The organism is Micromonospora yangpuensis, from assembly GCF_900091615.1.
Classification (GTDB): Bacteria; Actinomycetota; Actinomycetes; order Mycobacteriales; family Micromonosporaceae; genus Micromonospora; species Micromonospora yangpuensis.
Genome location: NZ_FMIA01000002.1, coordinates 4,557,464 through 4,576,097 on the forward strand (window position 1 = coordinate 4,557,464; position 18,634 = coordinate 4,576,097).

Below are 18,634 nucleotides of genomic sequence, written 5' to 3' on the forward strand. Positions count from 1 at the left end.
CCCCCTGCTATACCGAAAGCGTTAACCGGGGGCCCTTCCTTTCACCTCACAGGACTACGGAGACCATGCGGCCCTTGACGACGATGACCTTGCGGGGGTCCTTGCCGGCGAGGATGCCGGCCACGGCTTCCAGGGCGGCGGCGCGCACGGTGTCCTCGGCGGCGTCGGCGGGGACCTCGACGCGGCCCCGGACCTTGCCGTTCACCTGCACCGGGTAGGTCACCGTCTCGGCCACCAGCAGGGCCGGGTCGGCGGTCGGGAAGTCGACGTAGGTGAGCGAGCCGGTGTGGCCCAGCCGCTGCCACAGCTCCTCGGCCACGTGCGGGGCGAACGGGGCCAGCATCAGCACCAGTGGCTCGGCCACCTCGCGGGGGGTGGCCGGCAGCCGGGTCAGCCCGTTGGTCAGCTCGATCAGCTTCGCGATCGCGGTGTTGAACCGGATCCCCGCCATGTCGGCCCGGACCCCGTCGATCACCTTGTGCAGCAGCCGGCGGGTCGCGGCGTCGGCCGGCTCATCGGTCACCCGTACCGCGCCGGTCTGCTCGTCGACGACCGCCCGCCAGACCCGCTGCAGGAACCGGTACGAGCCGACCACCGCCCGGGTCTCCCACGGGCGGGACACCTCCAGCGGCCCCATCGACATCTCGTACACCCGGAAGGTGTCCGCGCCGTAGACGGCGCACATGTCGTCGGGGGTGACCACGTTCCGCAGCGACTTGCCCATCTTGCCGTACTCGCGGCGGACCTCGTCGTCACCCAGGAACCAGCCGCCGTCGCGCTCGACGACCTCCTCGGCCGGCACGTACGAGCCGCGCGTGTCGGTGTACGCGTACGCCTGGATCATGCCCTGGTTGAACAGCCGGCGGTACGGCTCGAACGACGAGACGTGGCCCAGGTCGTACAGGACCTTGTGCCAGAAACGCGCGTACAGCAGGTGCAGCACCGCGTGCTCGGCGCCGCCGACGTACAGGTCGGTGCCCCCGCAGTCGCCCTCGCCCTGCGGGCCCATCCAGTACCGCTCGTTCTCGGCGTCGACGAACCGGCCGGAGTTGGTCGGGTCCAGGTAGCGCAGCTCGTACCAGCAGGAGCCGGCCCACTGCGGCATCACGTTGGTCTCGCGGGTGTAGCGCTTCGGCCCGTCGCCCAGGTCCAGCTCCACCTCGACCCAGTCCCGCCGACGCGACAGCGGGGTCTCCGGGGAGCTGTCGGCGTCGGTGGGGTCGAACGTCTTCGGCGAGAAGTCGGCCACCTCGGGCAGCTCGACCGGCAGCATCTCCTCGGGCAGCGCGACCGCGTTGCCGTCGGCGTCGTAGACGATCGGGAACGGCTCGCCCCAGTAGCGCTGCCGGGAGAAGAGCCAGTCACGCAGCCGGTAGGTGACCGCGCCGGTGCCGTGGCCGTTGGCCTCCAGCCACTCGATGATCCGGGCCTTGGCCTCGGCGACCCCCAGGCCGTCCAGGTCCAGGCCGCGTTCGGGCGCGGCGCTGTTGATCGCCGGGCCCTCCCCGGTGTACGCCTTGCCGTCGAAGCCCTCGCTCGGCTGCACGGTACGCACGATCGGCAGGTCGAAGACCTCGGCGAAGGCCCAGTCCCGCTCGTCCTGGCCGGGCACCGCCATGATCGCACCGGTGCCGTAGCCGGCCAGCACGTAGTCGGCGACGAAGATCGGGATCTGGCTGCCGGTGACCGGGTTGACGCCGTACGCGCCGACGAAGACGCCGGTCTTCTCCCTGGAGTCGGCCTGCCGCTCCAGGTCCGTCTTGGCCGCCGCCGCCTTCCGGTACGCCTCGACGGCCGCCCGGGGGTTGGCGTGCCCACCGGTCCAGGCGTCCCGGGTGCCGGCCGGCCAGGCCGCCGGCACCAGCGCGTCGACCAGCTCGTGCTCGGGCGCCAGCACCAGGTAGGTGGCCCCGAAGACGGTGTCCGGCCGGGTGGTGAAGACCCGGATCGGCTCCCGGTTTGTGCCGAAGTCGATGTGTGCGCCGGTGGAGCGGCCGATCCAGTTGCGCTGCATCAGCTTGATCGGCTCGGGCCAGTCCAGGGCGTCCAGGTCGTCCAGCAGCCGGTCGCCGTACGCGGTGATCCGCATCATCCACTGCTTCAGGTTGCGCTTGAAGACCGGGAAGTTGCCCCGGTCGGAGCGTCCGTCGGCGGTGACCTCCTCGTTGGCCAGCACGGTGCCCAGCCCCGGGCACCAGTTCACCGGCGCCTGCGAGACGTACGCCAGCCGGTGGTCGTCGACGATCGCGCGCTGCTCGGCGGCGCTCAGCTCGGCCCAGGGCCGACCGTCCGGGGTGGGTCGCTCACCGGCGGCGAACCCGGCGACCAGTTCGGCGATCGGCCGGGCCTTCTTCGCCTCGGTGTCGTACCAGGAGTTGAATACCTGCAGGAAGATCCACTGGGTCCAGCGGTAGAAGTCGGTGTCGATGGTCGCCACCGACCGCCGCTCGTCGTGGGCCAGCCCCAGCCGGCGCAGCTGCGTGCGGTACCGCTCGATGTTCTGCTCGGTGGTGGTGCGGGGGTGGGTGCCGGTCTGCACCGCGTACTGCTCGGCGGGCAGGCCGAACGCGTCGAAGCCCATCGCGTGCAGCACGTTGCGCCCGGCCATCCGCTGGAAGCGGGCGTAACAGTCGGTGCCGATGTAGCCCAGCGGGTGCCCGACGTGCAGGCCCGCCCCGGACGGGTAGGGGAACATGTCCAGCACGTACATCTTCTCGGCGCCGGCGCGCGGGTGGCTCGGGTCGGCCAGCGGACCGGTCGGGTTGGGCGCGTGGAAGGTGCCCTCCCGCGCCCAGGTGTCCTGCCACCGGCGCTCGATCTCGCCGGCCAGCTGCGCGGTGTACCGGTACGGGGGAACGTCGCCCGTCGGTGCGGCGGCCTCAGTCATGGCGTCTCCTCGGCGCGTTCTGCTCGAAACGGTGGTCGGTGTGGCGGGGTCGGGACTCTGCTGCGGGCACGAAAAAGCCCCTCACGCAGGAGGGGCCGCCGTGCTGCTCACGCGTCTGCGCGGATCAGCACGGCCCGGTAAGAAGCAGGAAGACTCCGGCCATGCCCGGCAGTGTACCCCGCCGCCGCGGCCCGGGTGCCCGCCGCCGCGGCCCGGGCCCTGCTGTCGGGGGTACGGGTCGCCTGCCGGCCGCGGATTAACCCAGCGCAGTCGTCCGGCGACGACCGGTCGCCTCTCCCGGTGGATATTCCCCGGGTAACCCGGCGTCGACCTGCGGGGGTCGGCGATAACCGTAAACATGGTTAGCCTGAGAGACCAGTGAGATTCCTGCGGCAGACGAGGCTGACCCGTCGCGTGCCCGTCGGCGGGGCCCGGTGCCCTGCGACGAAGCTGCCGTCGGAGGCGACGAGGAGGAGGCCCGTGACACAGCAGACCTGGGACGAGGTGGGCGGACTGCTGCCCGACGACGAGTTCCGCACCGCCAGCGAAGCCATCGTGGGCAACATCGAGCAGGTCATCGAAGGCAAGACCGCCACGGTGCGGCTCGCCCTGGCCGTCCTGCTCGCCGAGGGCCACCTGCTCATCGAGGACGTCCCGGGGGTGGGTAAGACCAAGCTGGCCAAGGCGCTGGCCCGCTCCATCGACTGCTCCGTACGCCGCATCCAGTTCACCCCCGACCTGCTGCCCAGCGACGTGACCGGGGTCAGCGTCTACAACCAGGAGACGCACGACTTCGAGTTCCGCCCGGGTGCGGTCTTCGCCAACCTGGTCGTCGGCGACGAGATCAACCGGGCCTCGCCGAAGACCCAGTCCGCGCTGCTGGAGTGCATGGAGGAGCGGCAGGTCACCGTCGACGGTGTCACCTACCAGCTGCAGACGCCGTTCATGGTGATCGCCACCCAGAACCCGATCGAGATGGAGGGCACGTACCCGCTGCCGGAGGCCCAGCGTGACCGGTTCACCGCCCGGATCGCGATGGGGTACCCGGGTCCGGAGGCGGAGCTGGCCATGCTGGACGGGCACGGCGCCCTCGACCCGTTGCAGGAGCTGCGCCCGGTCTCCGACGCGGCGACGGTGCGTCAGCTGATCGCCACCGTGCGGCAGGTGCACGTCGCCGACGCGGTCAAGCAGTACGCGATCGACCTGGTCACCGCCACCCGGGAGGCCCCCGAGCTGCGACTGGGCGCATCCCCCCGGTGCACCCTGCAGCTGCTGCGCACCGCCCGTGCGGTGGCCGCCCTGGAGGGCCGGGACTACGTCCTCCCCGACGACCTGCAGACGCTGGCCGTGCCGGTGCTGGCCCACCGGATCATCCCGACCGCCGACGCGCAGCTCGCCCGGCGTACCACCGACGCGATCGTCGCCGAGCTGGTGCACCGGCTGCCCCTGCCGCACGACCGGCAGCGTTCCCCGTACGACACCCGGTCCGCAGGCGGCAACGGCCGGCCGCCGTTCGAGCCCCGGAGGCCGTGACCGTGCGTGACGGGCTGCGCGGCCTGACCACCCGGGGTCGGTCCTTCCTGGCCGCCGCGGTCGCGGCGGCCATCTCCGCCGGCATCCTGGGCGAGAAGGACCTGCTGCGGGTGGCCGTGCTGCTGGCCGTCCTGCCGTTGCTCGGCGCAGCCTACGTCGGGCGGAGCCGGTACAAGCTGGCCTGCAGCCGGTCACTGGATCCGCACCGGGTGCCGGTGGGGGCCAGTTCCCGGGTGGTGCTGCGGCTGCAGAACATGTCCCGGCTGCCCACCGGGACGCTGCTGCTGGAGGACCGGCTGCCGTACGCGCTGGGCAGCCGGCCCCGGGTGGTGCTGGAACGGCTCGGCGCCCACCAGGCCAGCTCGGTGGCGTACACGGTCCGCGCCGACGTGCGCGGCCGGTACGAGGTGGGTCCGCTGGTGGTCCGGATGACCGACCCGTTCGGGCTCTGCGAGCTGAGCCGGTCCTTCCCCAGCACCGACCACCTGACGGTGATTCCGCAGGTCACCCCCTTGCCGTCGATCCGGCTGCCCGGCGAGTACGCCGGCAGCGGTGACAGCCGGGCCCGGTCGGTGGCGGTGCACGGCGAGGACGACACGGCGACCCGGGAGTACCGCCGCGGCGACGACCTGCGCCGGGTGCACTGGAAGTCCACCGCCCGCACCGGTGAGCTGATGGTCCGGCGCGAGGAGCAGCCCTGGGAGAGCCGGGCCACGGTGGTGCTGGACACCCGCGCGTACGGTCACAAGGGTGACGGGCCGACGGCGAGCTTCGAGTGGGCGGTCTCGGCCGCCGCGAGCGTCGCGGTGCACCTGCGGCAGTCCGGTTACAAGCTGCGGTTGGTCACCGGCTCCGGGGTGGACGTCGACGCCGGTGAGGGCACCGGGGACGGCATGGTCCTGGACCAGTTGGCCGACGTCCGGCTGGACCGGCACATCGAGATCACCGAGCTGGTCCAGCGGGTCCGTCAGCGCGCCGACGGCGGCCTGATCATCGCCCTGCTCGGGTCGCTGAGCCCCGCCGAGGCGGAGCTGCTGTCCGGGCTGCGCGGCAACGGGGCGACCTGCGTCGGGTTCCTGCTGGACAGCTCGACCTGGCTCAGCCTGCCCCCGAAGGCCCGGACCGAGGCCGAACACGCGCACGGTACGGCCGCGCTGGCCCTGCTGCAGAACGGCTGGCGGGTGATCGGCGTCGACCACGGCGCCCAACTGCCGGCGCTCTGGCCCCAGTCGGCCCGGGGCTCGCAGGGCTTCGCGCTGCGGGCGGCGATGGCCGAGACGGTGTCCGGGGGCAGGAAGTGACGATCGACCAGTGGAACGGAGTGGCGTGGTGACCGCGCACCGCAATCTCGGCTTCGTCGCGGCGGCGGCGACGCTGCTGGCCTCGGCGCCGTTGTCGGCCATCTTCGAACGGTGGACCTGGCTGATCCAGTCGGCTGTCGTGGTGGCCGCGGTGGCCGGCGTGGCGGCGTTGACCCGGCTGGTCCGGGCCCCGCTGTGGGGCCAGGTGCTGGGCATGCTCGCCGGTCTGCTGCTCGCCCTGAACTGGCTCTTCCCCAGCGGCAGCGGGCTGGCCGCGCTGGTGCCCACCCCGGGCACCTTCGCGCACTTCGGCACCCTGCTCGGCGCGTCGCTGGAGGACATGCGCTCGTACGGGGTGAAGGTGCCGGACACCGACCCGTTGCTCTTCCTCGCCGTGCTCGGCATCGGCGCGGTGGCGGTGGTGGTCGACGTGCTCACCGTCGGGCTGCGCCGGCCGGCGCTGGCCGGCCTGCCGATGCTCGCGATCTACTCGGTGCCGGTCGCCGTCTACGTCGACAGCGTGCCCGCCGTGCCGTTCGTGGTCGGTGCCGTGGGCTACCTGTGGCTGCTGGTCACCGACAACATCGTCCGGGTACGCCGGTTCGGTCGCCGGTTCACCGGTGAGGGCCGCGACGTCCACGTCTGGGAGGCGTCCCCACTGGCCGCGGCCGGCCGGCGGTTGGCGGTGGTCGGGGTGGCGTTGGCCGTCGTGCTGCCGCTGGCGGTGCCGGGGATGTCCGGTGGGCTGCTCAACCGGCTGGGCAACGGGGCGGGCACCGGCACCGGCGGCCCCGGACAGGGCGGCGCGCCCGGTCGGATCGACCTGTTCGCCTCGCTCAGCGGCCAGCTCAACCAGTCCCAGGTCACCGACCTGATCAAGGTGACCACCACCGAGCCGAACCCGTTCTACCTGCGGTACGGGGTGGCCGACGTGCTGGAACCCAACGGCTTCCGGGTCCGTAGTCCCAGTGGCCGGTCGGTCGCCCAGGAGCTGCCCGACCCGACCGCGCGGGCCGCGAGCGGCGTCGAGCAACGCCAGTACCGGGCCACGGTGGAGATCAGCCGGGACCTCATCATGCCGCTGCTGCCGACCTACGCCGAGCCGGTGCGCACCGAGGACCTCAGCGGCAATTGGCTCTACGACCCCAACCTGCAGGTGCTCTTCTCCAACCGGGAGACCTCGCGGGGCAAGCAGTACTCGTTCGACTACGTACGCTCGGCGTTCACGCCCGACCAGCTGCGGGCGGCGCGTACCCTGCCGGCGGAGAACGAGATGCGGCGCCGGTACACCAACACCCCGCCGGTGACGGAGGTCGAGCAGCTGGTCAGTGGGTTGGTCCAGGGGCAGCGCACCGACTACGACAAGGTCCGCGCGATCTACGAGTACTTCTCCGCGGAGAACGGTTTCAGCTACCGGCTGAGCACCGAGGGCGGCACCAGCGGCCAGGACATCGTCAACTTCCTGGACAACAAGGTCGGTTTCTGCCAGCAGTACGCCGCCGCGATGGCGTGGCTGGTGCGGGCGGCGGGCATCCCGGCCCGGGTGGCGTTCGGCTTCACCAACGGCAGCCAGCGGGACGGCAACACGTACACGCTCACCAACCGCAACCTGCACGCCTGGACGGAGGTCTACTTCGACCGGTTCGGCTGGGTGCCGTTCGACGCCACGCCCACCTACGGGGTGCAGGGGTCGACCCGCTCCGAGTGGGCCCCGGACACCGACGCGCCCGAGCCGACCAGTCCCGAGGCCGACACCCCGGCCGCACCGGACGACCCGGCCGCGCCGGCTCCGGCCGAGCAGCAGGACGCCGCCGAGCAGGACATCGACACCGGCTTCGACCCGGCCGGTGGCGCACCGGTCGACGAGTCGCCCCGCTGGCCGTGGTGGACGCTGGGGATCCTCGGTCTGCTGGCGCTCTCGGCCGCACCGGCGCTGCTCCGGCTGGCGCTGCGTCGACGGCGGGCCCGCCCGACGGCGGTCACCGCCCCGGCGACGACGGTGGACGACCCGACCGGGTCGACCGCTACCGGCGACCGGCAGCTGGTGGTCGAGGTGGACGCCGACCGGGCCCGGGCGCACGCCCACGCCGCGTGGGACGAGCTGGTGGACACGCTTGTCGACTACCGGGTCCCGGTGGACCGGACGGAGACGCCCCGGGCCACCGCCGACCGGCTGGCCGGTGCCGCCCTGACCGGGCACGCCTCCGCCGCCACGGCGGCCCGGCTGCTCGGTCACGCCGAAGAACGGGCCCGGTACGCCCGCACTCCGCTGACCGGCGAGGACCTGCCGCCCGCACTGCACACGGTGCGCAGCGCGCTGGCCGAGCAGGCCAACCGGAGGACCCGGCTGGTGGCGACGGTCCTGCCCCCGTCGACGCTGCTGCGCTGGCGGACGGCCCTGGCGGAGTCGTCGGCCCGGCTGGTGGCCGCCTCGGGGCAGCTACGCCAGCGGCTGGTGCGCTGGAGTCCCCGGCGGCTCATCGCCGACCGCGCCACCCGCTGACGGCGAGCTGACACCGCGGCCGCCCGGGACAGTCGTCCCGGGCGGCCGCATCATGACGGGGATCGGTGTGCCGGGCGGACGTGACGGGCGTGACGGACGTGACGGGCGTGACGGGCTCTCAACGGGCAGCAAGATGCCACGAGGCTCGTCGGCTCCGCGACCTGCCTCGTGGCTGCTGGCTCGTCCCGCCCACTGTGCCGGCAGGACGAGCTGACCCATCAGGCCGGCTCAGCGAGCTGGTCCAAGCCCAGCGAGCTGAACCGGCTCCCTATCGGACCGGCTCAGCGACCGGCCCGGCTCAGCGGTGCCCTTCCGGGCGCTGCCGCCACCGGTCCTCCATCCGGTCCAGCATCGACGACCGACGCCCCGAACGGCCCCGGGGCCGCCGGCGGCTCGTCGTGCCACCCACCACGTGCAGGTCCGGTGACTGGGCCCGACGATGCGACTGCACCGCGAACGCCGCCGAGGCCAGCATCACGACGAAACCCGCCACCGCCAGCGGCGGCGTCTTGATCACCGCGCCGTAGACCAGTAGGGCGAGGCCAACGATGATCACGGCGGCAGCGACGAGCAGGCGACGCCGCGCGTGGAAACGCGGGTCGCTGGCGCGCACGGCCGAGGCGAATTTGGGGTCCTCGGCAAGCGACTGCTCGATCTGCTCGAACAGCCGCTGCTCGTGCTCCGAGAGCGGCACGGCACTCCTCCCCGGTCACATGGGTCGGCCCACTCGGGTCGACAGACCGTGGCAGCCATTCGGCTGCTTACCCGCAAGTCTACGAGGGGGGTCGCGCGTCGGAAAGCGGGACGACCTACGGGTGGGGAGGATTTTCGTTTCGACGGGGATCGGCCCTGCCGAGCAGACTGGCCGGACCTATGACGGACCGCCCGAATCGGGCAGCCGCGGCGTCCGCCGCGGCCTCCGCCTCCCGCCAGCCGCGCTCGGGAGCGCCGAGCGCGAGTTGCTGTGGGGTCTGGGCCGCCGCGGCCAGACCCTCCATCCGGAGCCCGACCAGTCGGATCGGCTCGGTCGGGTCCAGAGCGGTGAACAACGCCCAGCCGGTGTCGAACATCTCCCGGGCGGTGTCCGTCGGCACGTCGAGGGTGCGGGACCGGCTGACGGTGCGAAAGTCCGCCCACCGCACCTTCACCGCGACCGTCCGCCCGACCTGGCCGGCTCGGCGCATCCGGGAACCTACCCGCTCGGCGAGCGAGAGCAGGGCCCGGCGGATCTCCTCGGGGTCGGTGACGTCCACCTCGAAGGTCACCTCGGCACCTATCGACTTTTCCACCTGCTCCGGCACGACCCGGCGGTGGTCCCGCCCGGTGGCCAGGGCGTGCAGGTGCGTGGCGGCGGCCTCGCCGAGGGCCCGGCGCAGCATGCCGGCGGGTGCCTCGGCGAGATCACCGATGGTGTTCAGGCCGAGCCGGTGCAGGGTCGCCGCCGAGCGCTCCCCCACCCCCCACAGCGCCGAGACCGGCAACGGGTGCAGGAACTCGATCACCCGGGCGGCCGGCACCACCAACAGGCCGTCGGGTTTGGCCCGGGTGGAGCCGAGCTTGGCCACGAACTTCGTCGAGGCCACCCCCACCGAGCAGGTAAGCCCCAGCTCCCGCACGACGCGGGCCCGGATCAGCCGGGCGATCTCCACCGGCCGGCCGAACAGCCGCCGGGCCCCGGCCACGTCGAGGAACGCCTCGTCGAGCGAGAGGGGCTCGACCAGCGGGGTGACGTCCCGGAAGATCGCCATCACCGCCCGCGACGCCGCCGTGTACCGGGTGAAGTCCGGCGGCAGGTAGACCGCGTGGGGACAGAGCGCCCGGGCCCGCGCGGTCGGCATGGCGCTGCGGACGCCGTACCGGCGGGCCTCGTAGCTGGCGGAGCTGACCACGCCGCGGTTGCCGACCCCACCCACGACCACCGGCCGACCCCGCAGCTCGGGGCGGTGCCGCACCTCGACCGAGGCGAAGAAGGCGTCCATGTCGACGTGCAGGATCGAGCACCCGGTGTCGTCCGCGTCCGGGCCGGCGCCCGGACCGAGACCCGCGCCCGGACCGAAGCCCGGACCGAAGCGTGGATCACCACCGCGCGGCAACCACTGGCTACGCCCCATCCCCGCAGGTTAGCCGCCGGCTACGACAACCTGGCCGGTCAGCCCCGTACGACCAGCAGCGGGACGGTCATCTCGACGGCGGTGTCCGCGCCGTGGTACCCCACCAGCCGGGACGCCATCGGCGGCTCGGACCGGGTGGCCACCACCGCGTGGGTGTCCCGGCAGATCACCACCACGTCACCGAGGCGCGCCAGGTGCTCCGGGGCCACCGGCCCGAACCAGCCGGTGGCCACCGCCTCGTCGCGGGTGAGCACCCGGGCGGCGGCACCCAGCGTCGCCGACCAGGCGGCCAGCACGTCGTGCTCTGCTCCTGGCTCGACGTGCAGGTAGCGGACCCGGGGCTCGCCCGTGACCAGCCGCACCCCGGCCCGCAGAAGCGGATCGGCGTCCACGTCGAAGCGGTGTTCCACCGGGATGTTGAGCTGCCCGTGGTCGGCGGTGACCAGCAGCGCCGCATCCGCCGGCAGTCCGTCGACCAGCCGGGCCAGCAGCGCGTCCAGCTCGGCCACGGCGACCCGCCAGTGCGGCGAGTCGACGCCGGTGACGTGCCCCCACCGGTCCACGTCCGGGTGGTAGCCGGAGACCAGGGTCGGCCCGGTGCCGGCGGCCAGCGCGGTCAGCAGCTCGACGGCGAGCGCGTCGAGGTCGGCGGCGCCCCGGAAGTCACCACCCCGGTTCGCGGCCAGGGTCAGGCCACTGCCGCCGTGTTCCGGGCGGCTGACCACGGTCGTGGTGACTCCGGCGGCCCGGGCCCGCTGCAACTGGGTGGGCACCGGCTGCCAGCGCGCCGGATCCGGATCGTCGCCCCACTCGATGTGGCTGAGCACCCGGTCGCTGCCGGGCACCCGGACCCGGAAGCCGAGCACCCCGTGCTCGCCCGGCGCGACCCCGGTGCCCAACGTCACCAGGCTGGTCGGGGTGGTCGACGGGAAGCCGGTCACGATCGGTCGGCCGGCGGTCGCGGCGAGGCCGGCCAGCGTCGGCGCGTGCGGGGCGGCCACCGGGATCTGGTACCAGCCGAGGCCGTCGACGAGCAGCACGGCGATCCGGCGTACCCCGGCCAGCCGGGGCGCCAGCCCCAACCGGTCGACCGCACCCGGCACCCCGAGCACGGCCAGCGCGCTGGGCAGCACGTCGACCAGACCGTCCCCGGCGTAGCGGGGCGCCACCGGCGTCAACGGGTCCGCCGGCGGAACGTAGCGGCTCATGCCGGCCGACGGGCGAAGACGTGCAGCGCGGCGGCCAGGTCCCGGTAGGGCGACCGGCCGGCTAGGGCCTGTTCCAGGTCGAGCAGGGCCGCCGGCTGGCTGTCGGCCACCGCGGCGGGCAGCAGGTCGGCCAGGACCCGTACCCCGTGGATCTCCTCGACCACCGCCCCGGCGGCGCGCAGCAGGTCGGCGGCGCTGTCGGCGTCGTAACGGCGGCGCAGGGTGTCCTTGGGGCCGGCGGTGCCGGCCGGGTCGGCGGCGAGCGTGGCGGCGGTGTCCAGGTGGCCGTTTGTCGCGCGGGCCAGCACCGCGGCGGCCCGGCCGGCGACCAGCACGCTGGCCGCGCCGCCCGGCCGCAGCGCGGCGACCAGGGCCGCCACCACCGGGGCCGGGTCGTCGACCACCTCCAGGACGGCATGGCAGAGCACCAGGTCGACGCTGCCCGGCTCGACCAGACCGGCGAGCGCGTCGCCGTCGCCCTGCACGGCGCGTACCCGGTCGGCGACCCCGGCCTCGGCGGCCCGGCGGGTCAACGCGGCGAGCGCGTCGGGGCTGGCGTCGACCACGGTGACCTGGTGTCCGGCCCGGGCCAGCGGCACGGCGAAACCGCCGGTGCCGCCGCCCACGTCGAGCACGGTCAGTCGGTCACCGCCGCGCCGTTCCAGCTCGGCCCGGAGCACCGACCAGATCACGGCGGTACGCGGGGTCAACGGCGGCCCGGCGAGCGGGTCTCGGGTCTGCTCCACCCGGTCGAGCCTAGTCACGGCCGCCCGGGCGCGCAGGGCCCCCTCCGGTGCCCCGCAGGTGTGGCCCCGGGGTCACACCTGGTTGGTGGCGGGAGGCTCGTCCTCGGCGCGGGACCGGCGGTCGTTGGCCACCGGGCCGTCGGTCACCGCGTACTCCCGCGACTCGGCGTGGTGGACCGGTACCCACCCCGCACCGAGCCGGGTCCGCCGCGTGTTGGCCACCGCGTTGTAGCCGTTGTTGCCCATGCTGTTGTTCTTCCTCTCCACGGACGACGAGATCACCAGATCTTCGCCGGCACCCGACGGGACCAACAAGATGCTCCCGTGAGGCGGCTACGCGCGAGTCTCTCCCGAGAATCGTCGCGGTAAACAGCGTTGTGACATTGTCGACGGTTCGCCACCGGTCCGCGACCGCCGCGCCGGACCGGCGGCGCGGGCTCAGCGGAAGTCCCGGGAGGCGGGATTGACCGGCGCGTCGATCGCGTCGAGCCGGTCGGCGGTGAGGCCGGTGACCCCCTCGTGACGCTGCAACCGACCCCGCACCACCAGGGCGGCGCTGGTCCTGGCCACCCGGCGGTAACGCTGCCACAACCCCGGTGAACAGGTCACGTTGAGCATCCCGGTCTCGTCCTCCAGGTTGAGGAAGGTCACCCCACCGGCGGTCGCCGGCCGCTGCCGGTGGGTGACGATCCCACCGACCCGGATCCGGCGACCCGGCTCCACCCGCCCCAGCCCGGCGATCGGCACCGCCCCGAGCGCGTCGAGCCGGTCCCGCAGGAACCGGGCCGGATGGCTCTCCGGCGACAGGCCGGTGGCCCAGACGTCGGCGACGAGGCGGTCCACCGCCGCCATCCCGGGCAGCATCGGCGCGGCGGTGCCGGTGACCGTGCCGGGCAACCGGCCCGGTGCGTCCTGGGCCGCCGCGCCCGCCGCCCAGAGCGCCTGCCGCCGGGTCAGCCCGAAACAGGCGAAGGCGTCCGCGGTGGCCAACGCCTCCAGCTGCCCGGCGGTCAGGCCGACCCGCCGGGCCAGGTCCGGCATGTCCCGGTACGGCCCGTGCGCCGCCCGCTCCGCCACGATCCGCGTCGCCGCGTCGTCACCGAGGGTACGCACCCCGGACAGTCCCAACCGGACGGCCGGCCCGCCCAGCCCCCACCGCGACGGCGGCTCCCCCGGCACGCTGCCCCACCGGGTGCTCGGGGTGCTCTCCAGGCAGGCGTGCACGTCGCTGGCGTTGACGTCCGGCCGGCGTACCTCGACGCCGTGCCGGCGGGCGTCGTCGACCAGGGTCTGCGGCGAGTAGAACCCCATCGGCTGGGCGGCCAGCAAGGCGGCCAGGAACGGGCCGGGGTGGTACCGCTTGAGCCAGGAGCTGGCGTACACCAGGTAGGCGAAGCTCATCGCGTGGCTCTCCGGAAAACCGTAGCTGGCGAAGGCGGTGAGCTTGCGGTAGACGTCATCGGCCAGCTCGCCGGTGATGCCCCGCCGCGCCATGCCGGTATAGAGCCGGTCGGCGATCCGTTCCATCCGCTCCACCGAACGTTTCGCCCCCATCGCCCGACGCAGCTGGTCGGCCCCGGCCGCGTCGAAGCCGGCCAGGTCGATGGCGAGCTGCATCAACTGCTCCTGGAACAGCGGCACCCCGAGGGTCTTCTCCAGCGCGTTGCGCATCAGCGGGTGGGCGTACGTCACCGGCTCCTGGCCGTTGCGCCGCCGGATGTACGGGTGCACCGAGCCGCCCTGGATCGGGCCGGGCCGGATCAGCGCCACCTCCACCACCAGGTCGTAGAACTCGCGGGGCTTGAGCCTCGGCAGGGTGGCCATCTGGGCGCGGCTCTCCACCTGGAACACCCCTACCGAGTCGGCCCGGCAGAGCATGGCGTACACCTCGGGGTCGTCCAGGCCCATCTCCCCCAGGTCCAGGCTCGCGCCGATCATGTCGTAGCCGTAGTGCAGGGCCGAGAGCATGCCGAGGCCGAGCAGGTCGAACTTGACCAGCCCGACGGCGGCGCAGTCGTCCTTGTCCCACTGCAGCACGCTGCGACCGGGCATCCGCCCCCACTCCACCGGGCAGACCTCGATCACCGGCCGGTCGCAGATCACCATCCCGCCGGAGTGGATGCCCAGGTGCCGGGGGAAGGTCTGCACCTCGTCGGCGTACGCCACCACCTGCTCGGGGATGCCCTCCACGTCGACCGTGGCGACCGGCCCCCAGCGGTCGATCTGCTTGCTCCAGGCGTCCTGCTGGCCGGGGGAGAAGCCGAACGCCCTGGCCACGTCCCGCACCGCCGACCGGGGGCGGTAGGAGATGACGTTGGCCACCTGGGCGGTGTGCTCCCGGCCGTACCGGGCGTAGACGTGCTGGATCACCTCCTCCCGGCGGTCGGACTCGATGTCCACGTCGATGTCGGGTGGGCCGTCGCGTTCCGGGGCGAGGAACCGCTCGAAGAGCAGCCGGTGCCGCACCGCGTCCACGTTGGTGATCCGCAGCGCGTAGCAGACCGCCGAGTTGGCCGCCGAGCCCCGGCCCTGGCAGTAGATGTCCTGCGCACGGCAGAACGCCACGATGTCGTAGACCACCAGGAAGTAGCCGGGAAAGCCCAGCTCGTCGATCATCCGCAGCTCGTGCTCCAGCTGCCCGTACGCCTCGGGGTGCGCCTCGGGCGGGCCGTAGCGCTCGCCGGCCCCGTCCATGGTCAGCTTGCGCAGCCAGCTCATCTCGGTGTGCCCCGGCGGCACCGGGTACGCCGGCAGCCGGGGCGCCACCAGTTGCAGGTCGAAGGCCAGCTCCGCGCCGAAGGTGGCAGCCCGGGCCACCGCGCCCGGGTACCCGCCGAAGCGGGCCGCCATCTCCGCGCCGCTGCGCAGATGGGCGGTGCCGGCGGCGGGCAGCCAGCCGTCGATCTCGTCCAGGCTGCGCCGGGCCCGCACCGCCGCCAGGGTGGTGGCCAGCCGTCGCCGCCCCGGGGTGGCGTAGTGCACGTTGTTGGTGGCCACCGTGGGCAGCCCCGCCGACGCGGCCAACTCGGCGAGGGCGTCGTTGCGGTCGCCGTCGACCGGGTGCCCGTGGTCGGTCAGCTCCACCGCCACCGTCTCCGCGCCGAACAGCGCGGTGAGCCGGTCCAGCTCCCGGGCCGCGGCGTCGACGCCCGCGTCGAGCAGCGCCGCCGGTACGTGCCCCTTGCGGCAACCGGTGAGCACCAGCACGTGGTCACGCAGCTCGGCGGCCACCTGCTCCAGCTCGCCGTAGACCGGGCGGCCCTTCTCCCCGCCGCGCAGCTGGGCCCGGGCGATGGTGGCGGCCAGCCGGGCGTACCCCTCGTGGCCGTGGGCGAGCAGCAGCAGGTGCCGACCCTGCGGGTCCGGCTCGCCGTGCTGCGGGCCGGGCAACCCCAGCGACAGCTCCGCGCCGAAGACCGTCGGCAACCGCAGGGTACGGGCCGCCTCGGCGAACCGGACCACCCCGTAGAAGCCGTCGTGGTCGGTGACGGCGAGCGCGGTGAGCCCCAGTCGGGTGGCCTCCTCGGCCAGCTCCTCCGGATGGCTGGCCCCGTCGAGGAAGCTGAAGTTGCTGTGGGCGTGCAACTCGGCGTACGGCACCACGTCGGTGGGCGGCGCCGGGTGGTCCCGCCCGGCCGGCGGTCGGTACGGCTGGCGGTGCCGGCTCCAGGCCGGTGCGTCCCCGCCGTCGGCGTCGACCGCGAGAGGGTCCACCACGTGCAGGTGCCGCTGCGCCCGCCCGGCGGGGCGGCCCGCCGCGCCGGGACGGCCGGAGAGCACCTGTTCCAGCTCCGACCAGGGCAGCTTCGGGTTGTGGAAGCTCACCGGACCACTCCCCCACGAGAACCCGGAAAGATATTGGAAGAAAAGTGCCCCTGGAGGGGCCGAAATCTTCCAAGATCTTTCCGGCCGGCCGAGCCGCCCGGGAGGCAGCCATCGACCGCGGGTAGGTCAGTCATAGATCGCCTCCACCCGCCACTGACCGGCCCGCACCACCAGCAACAGGGCGGCACCGTCGGCCAGGCAGACCTGGAACCGGGCCCGTCGGGACGCCTCGGCCGGCGCCCACCAGCGTTCGTCCACCGGCCACGGACCGGCCCACCCCACGATCCGGGCGGGTTTCGCCGTACCGACGACCAGTCGACACGGCACGGCGGTGAGCTGTAGCCGGGCGCTCACCTCGACCGGCCGGCCGGCGTCGTCGTGGACGGTCGCGGCCAGCGGCGCGGGCAGCACCACCGCCGGCGCGGGCGGTGGCAGCCGCCCCGGCCACGGCGGTTCACCCGGCCGGGCCACCCCGGCGGAGGACGCCGCGCCCGGAGGTAGGGGTGGCGCACCCGGGCGGGCCGGCAGTCGTTCGTCGCCCCAGGGCACCAGGCGTACCTGGTCGGCCGGGGAACGGCCGCCGCCCAGCACGGCGGTGACCACCGACTCCGGACCGAGGATTCCCTGTACCCGGCTCAACGCCCGGTGCGCCCGGTCCCGTTCCTCGCCGGCCTCCCCCCACAGCCCGGGTTGCAACCCGACCTGGGCCAGCAGCCCGTCGGGGACCAACCGCAGCCGGACGATCCCGGCGGTCGGCCGGGGTGGTCGGGAGTTCGGGTGTCGACCGCCGCCGGAGAGCCAACCGTCGAGTTGCCAGCGGACCCGGTCGGCGATGGCGGCGGCGGTCAACAGTCCGTCGTGTCGCCACACCCGGTGCAGTTCCTGGCCGTGTGCGGTGACCGCCTCGATGCCGAGTCGGGTGCAGGCCAGTCCGTACCCGGCGAGTCGACGGTGCAGCTCTTCGGCCAGGGCCCGGCCGGCGAAGGCCGCCGCGTCGACCCGGTCGACCGGCTCGTCGTACGCCGCGGTCACGGTGAGGTCGGTCGGCGGCTGCCGGGGGGCGAGCGGTCGGTGGTCCCGACCGGCGGCGAGCCGGTGGGCCAGCGCGCCGTCGAAGCCGAACCGGGTAAGCACGTCGCCGGCGGGCAACGCGGCGAAGCCGCCCAGGGTACGTATCCCGAGCCGACGCAGCAGGTCGGCCAGGGCCGGCCGGCCCAGTGCCTCGACCGGTCGGCCGGCGAGGAACTCCGGCGTCTCGCCCGGTGGCACGATCCGGCCGGTACGGGCGGCCAACCCGGCGGCGAAGACCCCGTCGGCGATCCCCACCTGGCTCTCCACCGCGCAGGACTGGGCGACGTGTTCGACGAGCTGTTCGGCGGCGGTCTCCTCGCCACCGAGGTAACGGCTCGGGCCCCGGGCCGCCACCGCGCAGGCACCGGCGCGGACCACCTCGACCCCGGCGACCACCTCCTCGACCGCGGCGACCACCGGCTCGAACGCCCGGGCGTCCCGGCCGGGGTCGTGCTCGACCACCGTCAACTGTGGGCAGCGCCCCTGGGCCTCGCGTTTGCGCAGCCCCCGGCGCACCCCCTCGGCCCGGGCCGGTTCCGAGCAGGCCACGACCCGGTTGGCGTGCAGCACCGCGACCGGGCCGGTGGCCGGTACCCCGTCGACGATCTCGGCGGCGAGCACCGGCCAGTCCGGGCACCAGAGCAGCATCGTCCGCACCGGCCCACCGGCCGTCCCCGCGTTCCCGGTCATACCAGCGCGACCAGCGGGCCGCTGGTGGTCGCCGGGGCGACCGGGGCGGTGCTCGGGTGGGGCGGACGCGCGGTGGCGGACCGGGGGATGATCCGGGTGCGCTCGGCACCGGGCAGCCACAGCCTGATCTCCTTGGGGCGCGCGGCGGCACCCCGCCCCCGGGCGGAGACGGTCACCTCCCGGCGGCGGAGCCGGCCCCGGCCCGCCCCGAGCCCCTCCCAGACCCCCCGGACCACCTGCAGGGTGACGTCCGCACCGGTCCACCGCCCGTACGGCACCAGCACGCTGCCCCGTTGACGGGCCCGGGCGGCCAACCGGTGGGCGGCCGAGGGGGCGACCGTCTCCGGCGCCATGGTGACCACCAGGTCCACCCCGTCGATCAGCGCGGCGACGACGGTCGCCCAGTCCGGCCCCGGGTCCGGCACCAGGGCCAGCCGGTCGAGGACGACACCGGCCTCGGCCGCCGCGCCGGCGGCGAGGCCCGGCACCCCGACCACGGCACACCAGGAACCGGTCCGGGACGCCTCGGCGAGCAGCGCCAGCAGCAGCGATGTGCCGCCGCTGTGCCGGGGATGCCCGGTGGCGACCGCGACAGTGCTGCCCCGGCGCAGCCCACGGTGGGGCAGCAGACCGGTCAGCTCGGGGGCCACCGGGAGCATCCGGTGACCACCGGTCGGCCCCGGCGCGCTCGCCGGAGCGACCAGGCCGGCGAGCGCGGTGGAGCCGACCACCATACGGCCCGCCATCGGACCTACCCCC

Annotated in this window: 12 protein-coding genes; 3 read left to right on the forward strand and 9 right to left on the reverse strand. The window is 74.1% G+C overall.

Annotated elements, in window-relative coordinates:
- Nucleotides 1-46: 46 nt before the first annotated feature.
- Nucleotides 47-2,887: a leucine--tRNA ligase gene (leuS, locus tag GA0070617_RS20535; protein ID WP_091441134.1), complete on the reverse strand. Its 2,841-nt coding sequence runs from the start codon at nt 2,885-2,887 to the stop codon at nt 47-49.
- A gap of 480 nt (nt 2,888-3,367) precedes the next feature.
- On the opposite strand from leuS, the gene GA0070617_RS20540 reads away from it, so the two are divergent.
- From GA0070617_RS20540 to GA0070617_RS20550, 3 genes are read left to right on the forward strand one after another with little or no spacing between them, the layout of a single operon-like run.
- Complete coding sequence (locus GA0070617_RS20540) at nt 3,368-4,420, forward strand: AAA family ATPase (protein WP_091441137.1); 1,053 nt, start codon at nt 3,368-3,370, stop codon at nt 4,418-4,420.
- Between the two features lie 2 nt (nt 4,421-4,422).
- Nucleotides 4,423-5,721, forward strand: coding sequence for a DUF58 domain-containing protein (locus tag GA0070617_RS20545; protein ID WP_091446816.1), 1,299 nt, complete (start codon nt 4,423-4,425; stop codon nt 5,719-5,721).
- Nucleotides 5,722-5,749: 28 nt separating this feature from the next.
- The gene (locus GA0070617_RS20550; RefSeq protein WP_091446820.1) at nt 5,750-8,224 is read left to right on the forward strand and encodes a transglutaminase TgpA family protein; all 2,475 of its coding nucleotides are present in this window, start codon (nt 5,750-5,752) and stop codon (nt 8,222-8,224) included.
- 298 nt (nt 8,225-8,522) lie between these two features.
- Here the strand turns inward: GA0070617_RS20550 and GA0070617_RS20555 are convergent, their stop codons facing one another.
- The 8 genes from GA0070617_RS20555 to GA0070617_RS20585 form a co-directional block, all read right to left on the reverse strand.
- Nucleotides 8,523-8,918 (reverse strand): DUF3040 domain-containing protein, encoded by a 396-nt coding sequence (locus tag GA0070617_RS20555; protein ID WP_091441140.1) that lies wholly within the window; start codon nt 8,916-8,918, stop codon nt 8,523-8,525.
- Nucleotides 8,919-9,033: 115 nt separating this feature from the next.
- A complete protein-coding gene (locus GA0070617_RS20560) occupies nt 9,034-10,335 on the reverse strand; it encodes a DNA polymerase IV (RefSeq protein WP_091441143.1) in 1,302 nt (433 codons plus the stop codon).
- Nucleotides 10,336-10,373: 38 nt separating this feature from the next.
- Entirely contained in the window at nt 10,374-11,543 is a 1,170-nt protein-coding gene (locus tag GA0070617_RS20565) for an alkaline phosphatase family protein (protein ID WP_091441146.1), read from the reverse strand.
- The gene (locus GA0070617_RS20570; protein ID WP_091441149.1) at nt 11,540-12,307 is read right to left on the reverse strand and encodes a methyltransferase domain-containing protein; all 768 of its coding nucleotides are present in this window, start codon (nt 12,305-12,307) and stop codon (nt 11,540-11,542) included. The genes GA0070617_RS20565 and GA0070617_RS20570 overlap by 4 nt, the downstream gene beginning before the upstream one ends.
- A 54-nt stretch (nt 12,308-12,361) precedes the next feature.
- A complete protein-coding gene (locus GA0070617_RS30030) occupies nt 12,362-12,571 on the reverse strand; it encodes a hypothetical protein (protein ID WP_139135723.1) in 210 nt (69 codons plus the stop codon).
- Nucleotides 12,572-12,727: 156 nt separating this feature from the next.
- Nucleotides 12,728-16,114 carry an error-prone DNA polymerase gene (locus GA0070617_RS20575; RefSeq protein WP_091441152.1) on the reverse strand — a complete coding sequence of 1,129 codons (3,387 nt, stop codon included), beginning with the start codon at nt 16,112-16,114 and terminating at the stop codon, nt 12,728-12,730.
- Nucleotides 16,115-16,240: 126 nt separating this feature from the next.
- Nucleotides 16,241-17,875, reverse strand: coding sequence for a DNA polymerase Y family protein (locus GA0070617_RS20580; protein ID WP_091441155.1), 1,635 nt, complete (start codon nt 17,873-17,875; stop codon nt 16,241-16,243).
- Complete coding sequence (locus GA0070617_RS20585; RefSeq protein ID WP_229688208.1) at nt 17,872-18,621, reverse strand: hypothetical protein; 750 nt, start codon at nt 18,619-18,621, stop codon at nt 17,872-17,874. The genes GA0070617_RS20580 and GA0070617_RS20585 overlap by 4 nt, the downstream gene beginning before the upstream one ends.
- Nucleotides 18,622-18,634: the final 13 nt, after the last annotated feature.

What these genes read in the sequence shown, in the direction of transcription:
- GA0070617_RS20585 (WP_229688208.1), bottom strand. Translation starts at nt 18,621, where the DNA reads ATGGCGGGCCGTATGGTGGTCGGCTCCACCGCGCTCGCCGGCCTGGTC.
- GA0070617_RS20560 (WP_091441143.1), bottom strand. Translation starts at nt 10,335, where the DNA reads ATGGGGCGTAGCCAGTGGTTGCCGCGCGGTGGTGATCCACGCTTCGGT.
- GA0070617_RS20565 (WP_091441146.1), bottom strand. Translation starts at nt 11,543, where the DNA reads ATGAGCCGCTACGTTCCGCCGGCGGACCCGTTGACGCCGGTGGCGCCC.
- GA0070617_RS20580 (WP_091441155.1), bottom strand. Translation starts at nt 17,875, where the DNA reads ATGACCGGGAACGCGGGGACGGCCGGTGGGCCGGTGCGGACGATGCTG.
- leuS (WP_091441134.1), bottom strand. Translation starts at nt 2,887, where the DNA reads ATGACTGAGGCCGCCGCACCGACGGGCGACGTTCCCCCGTACCGGTAC.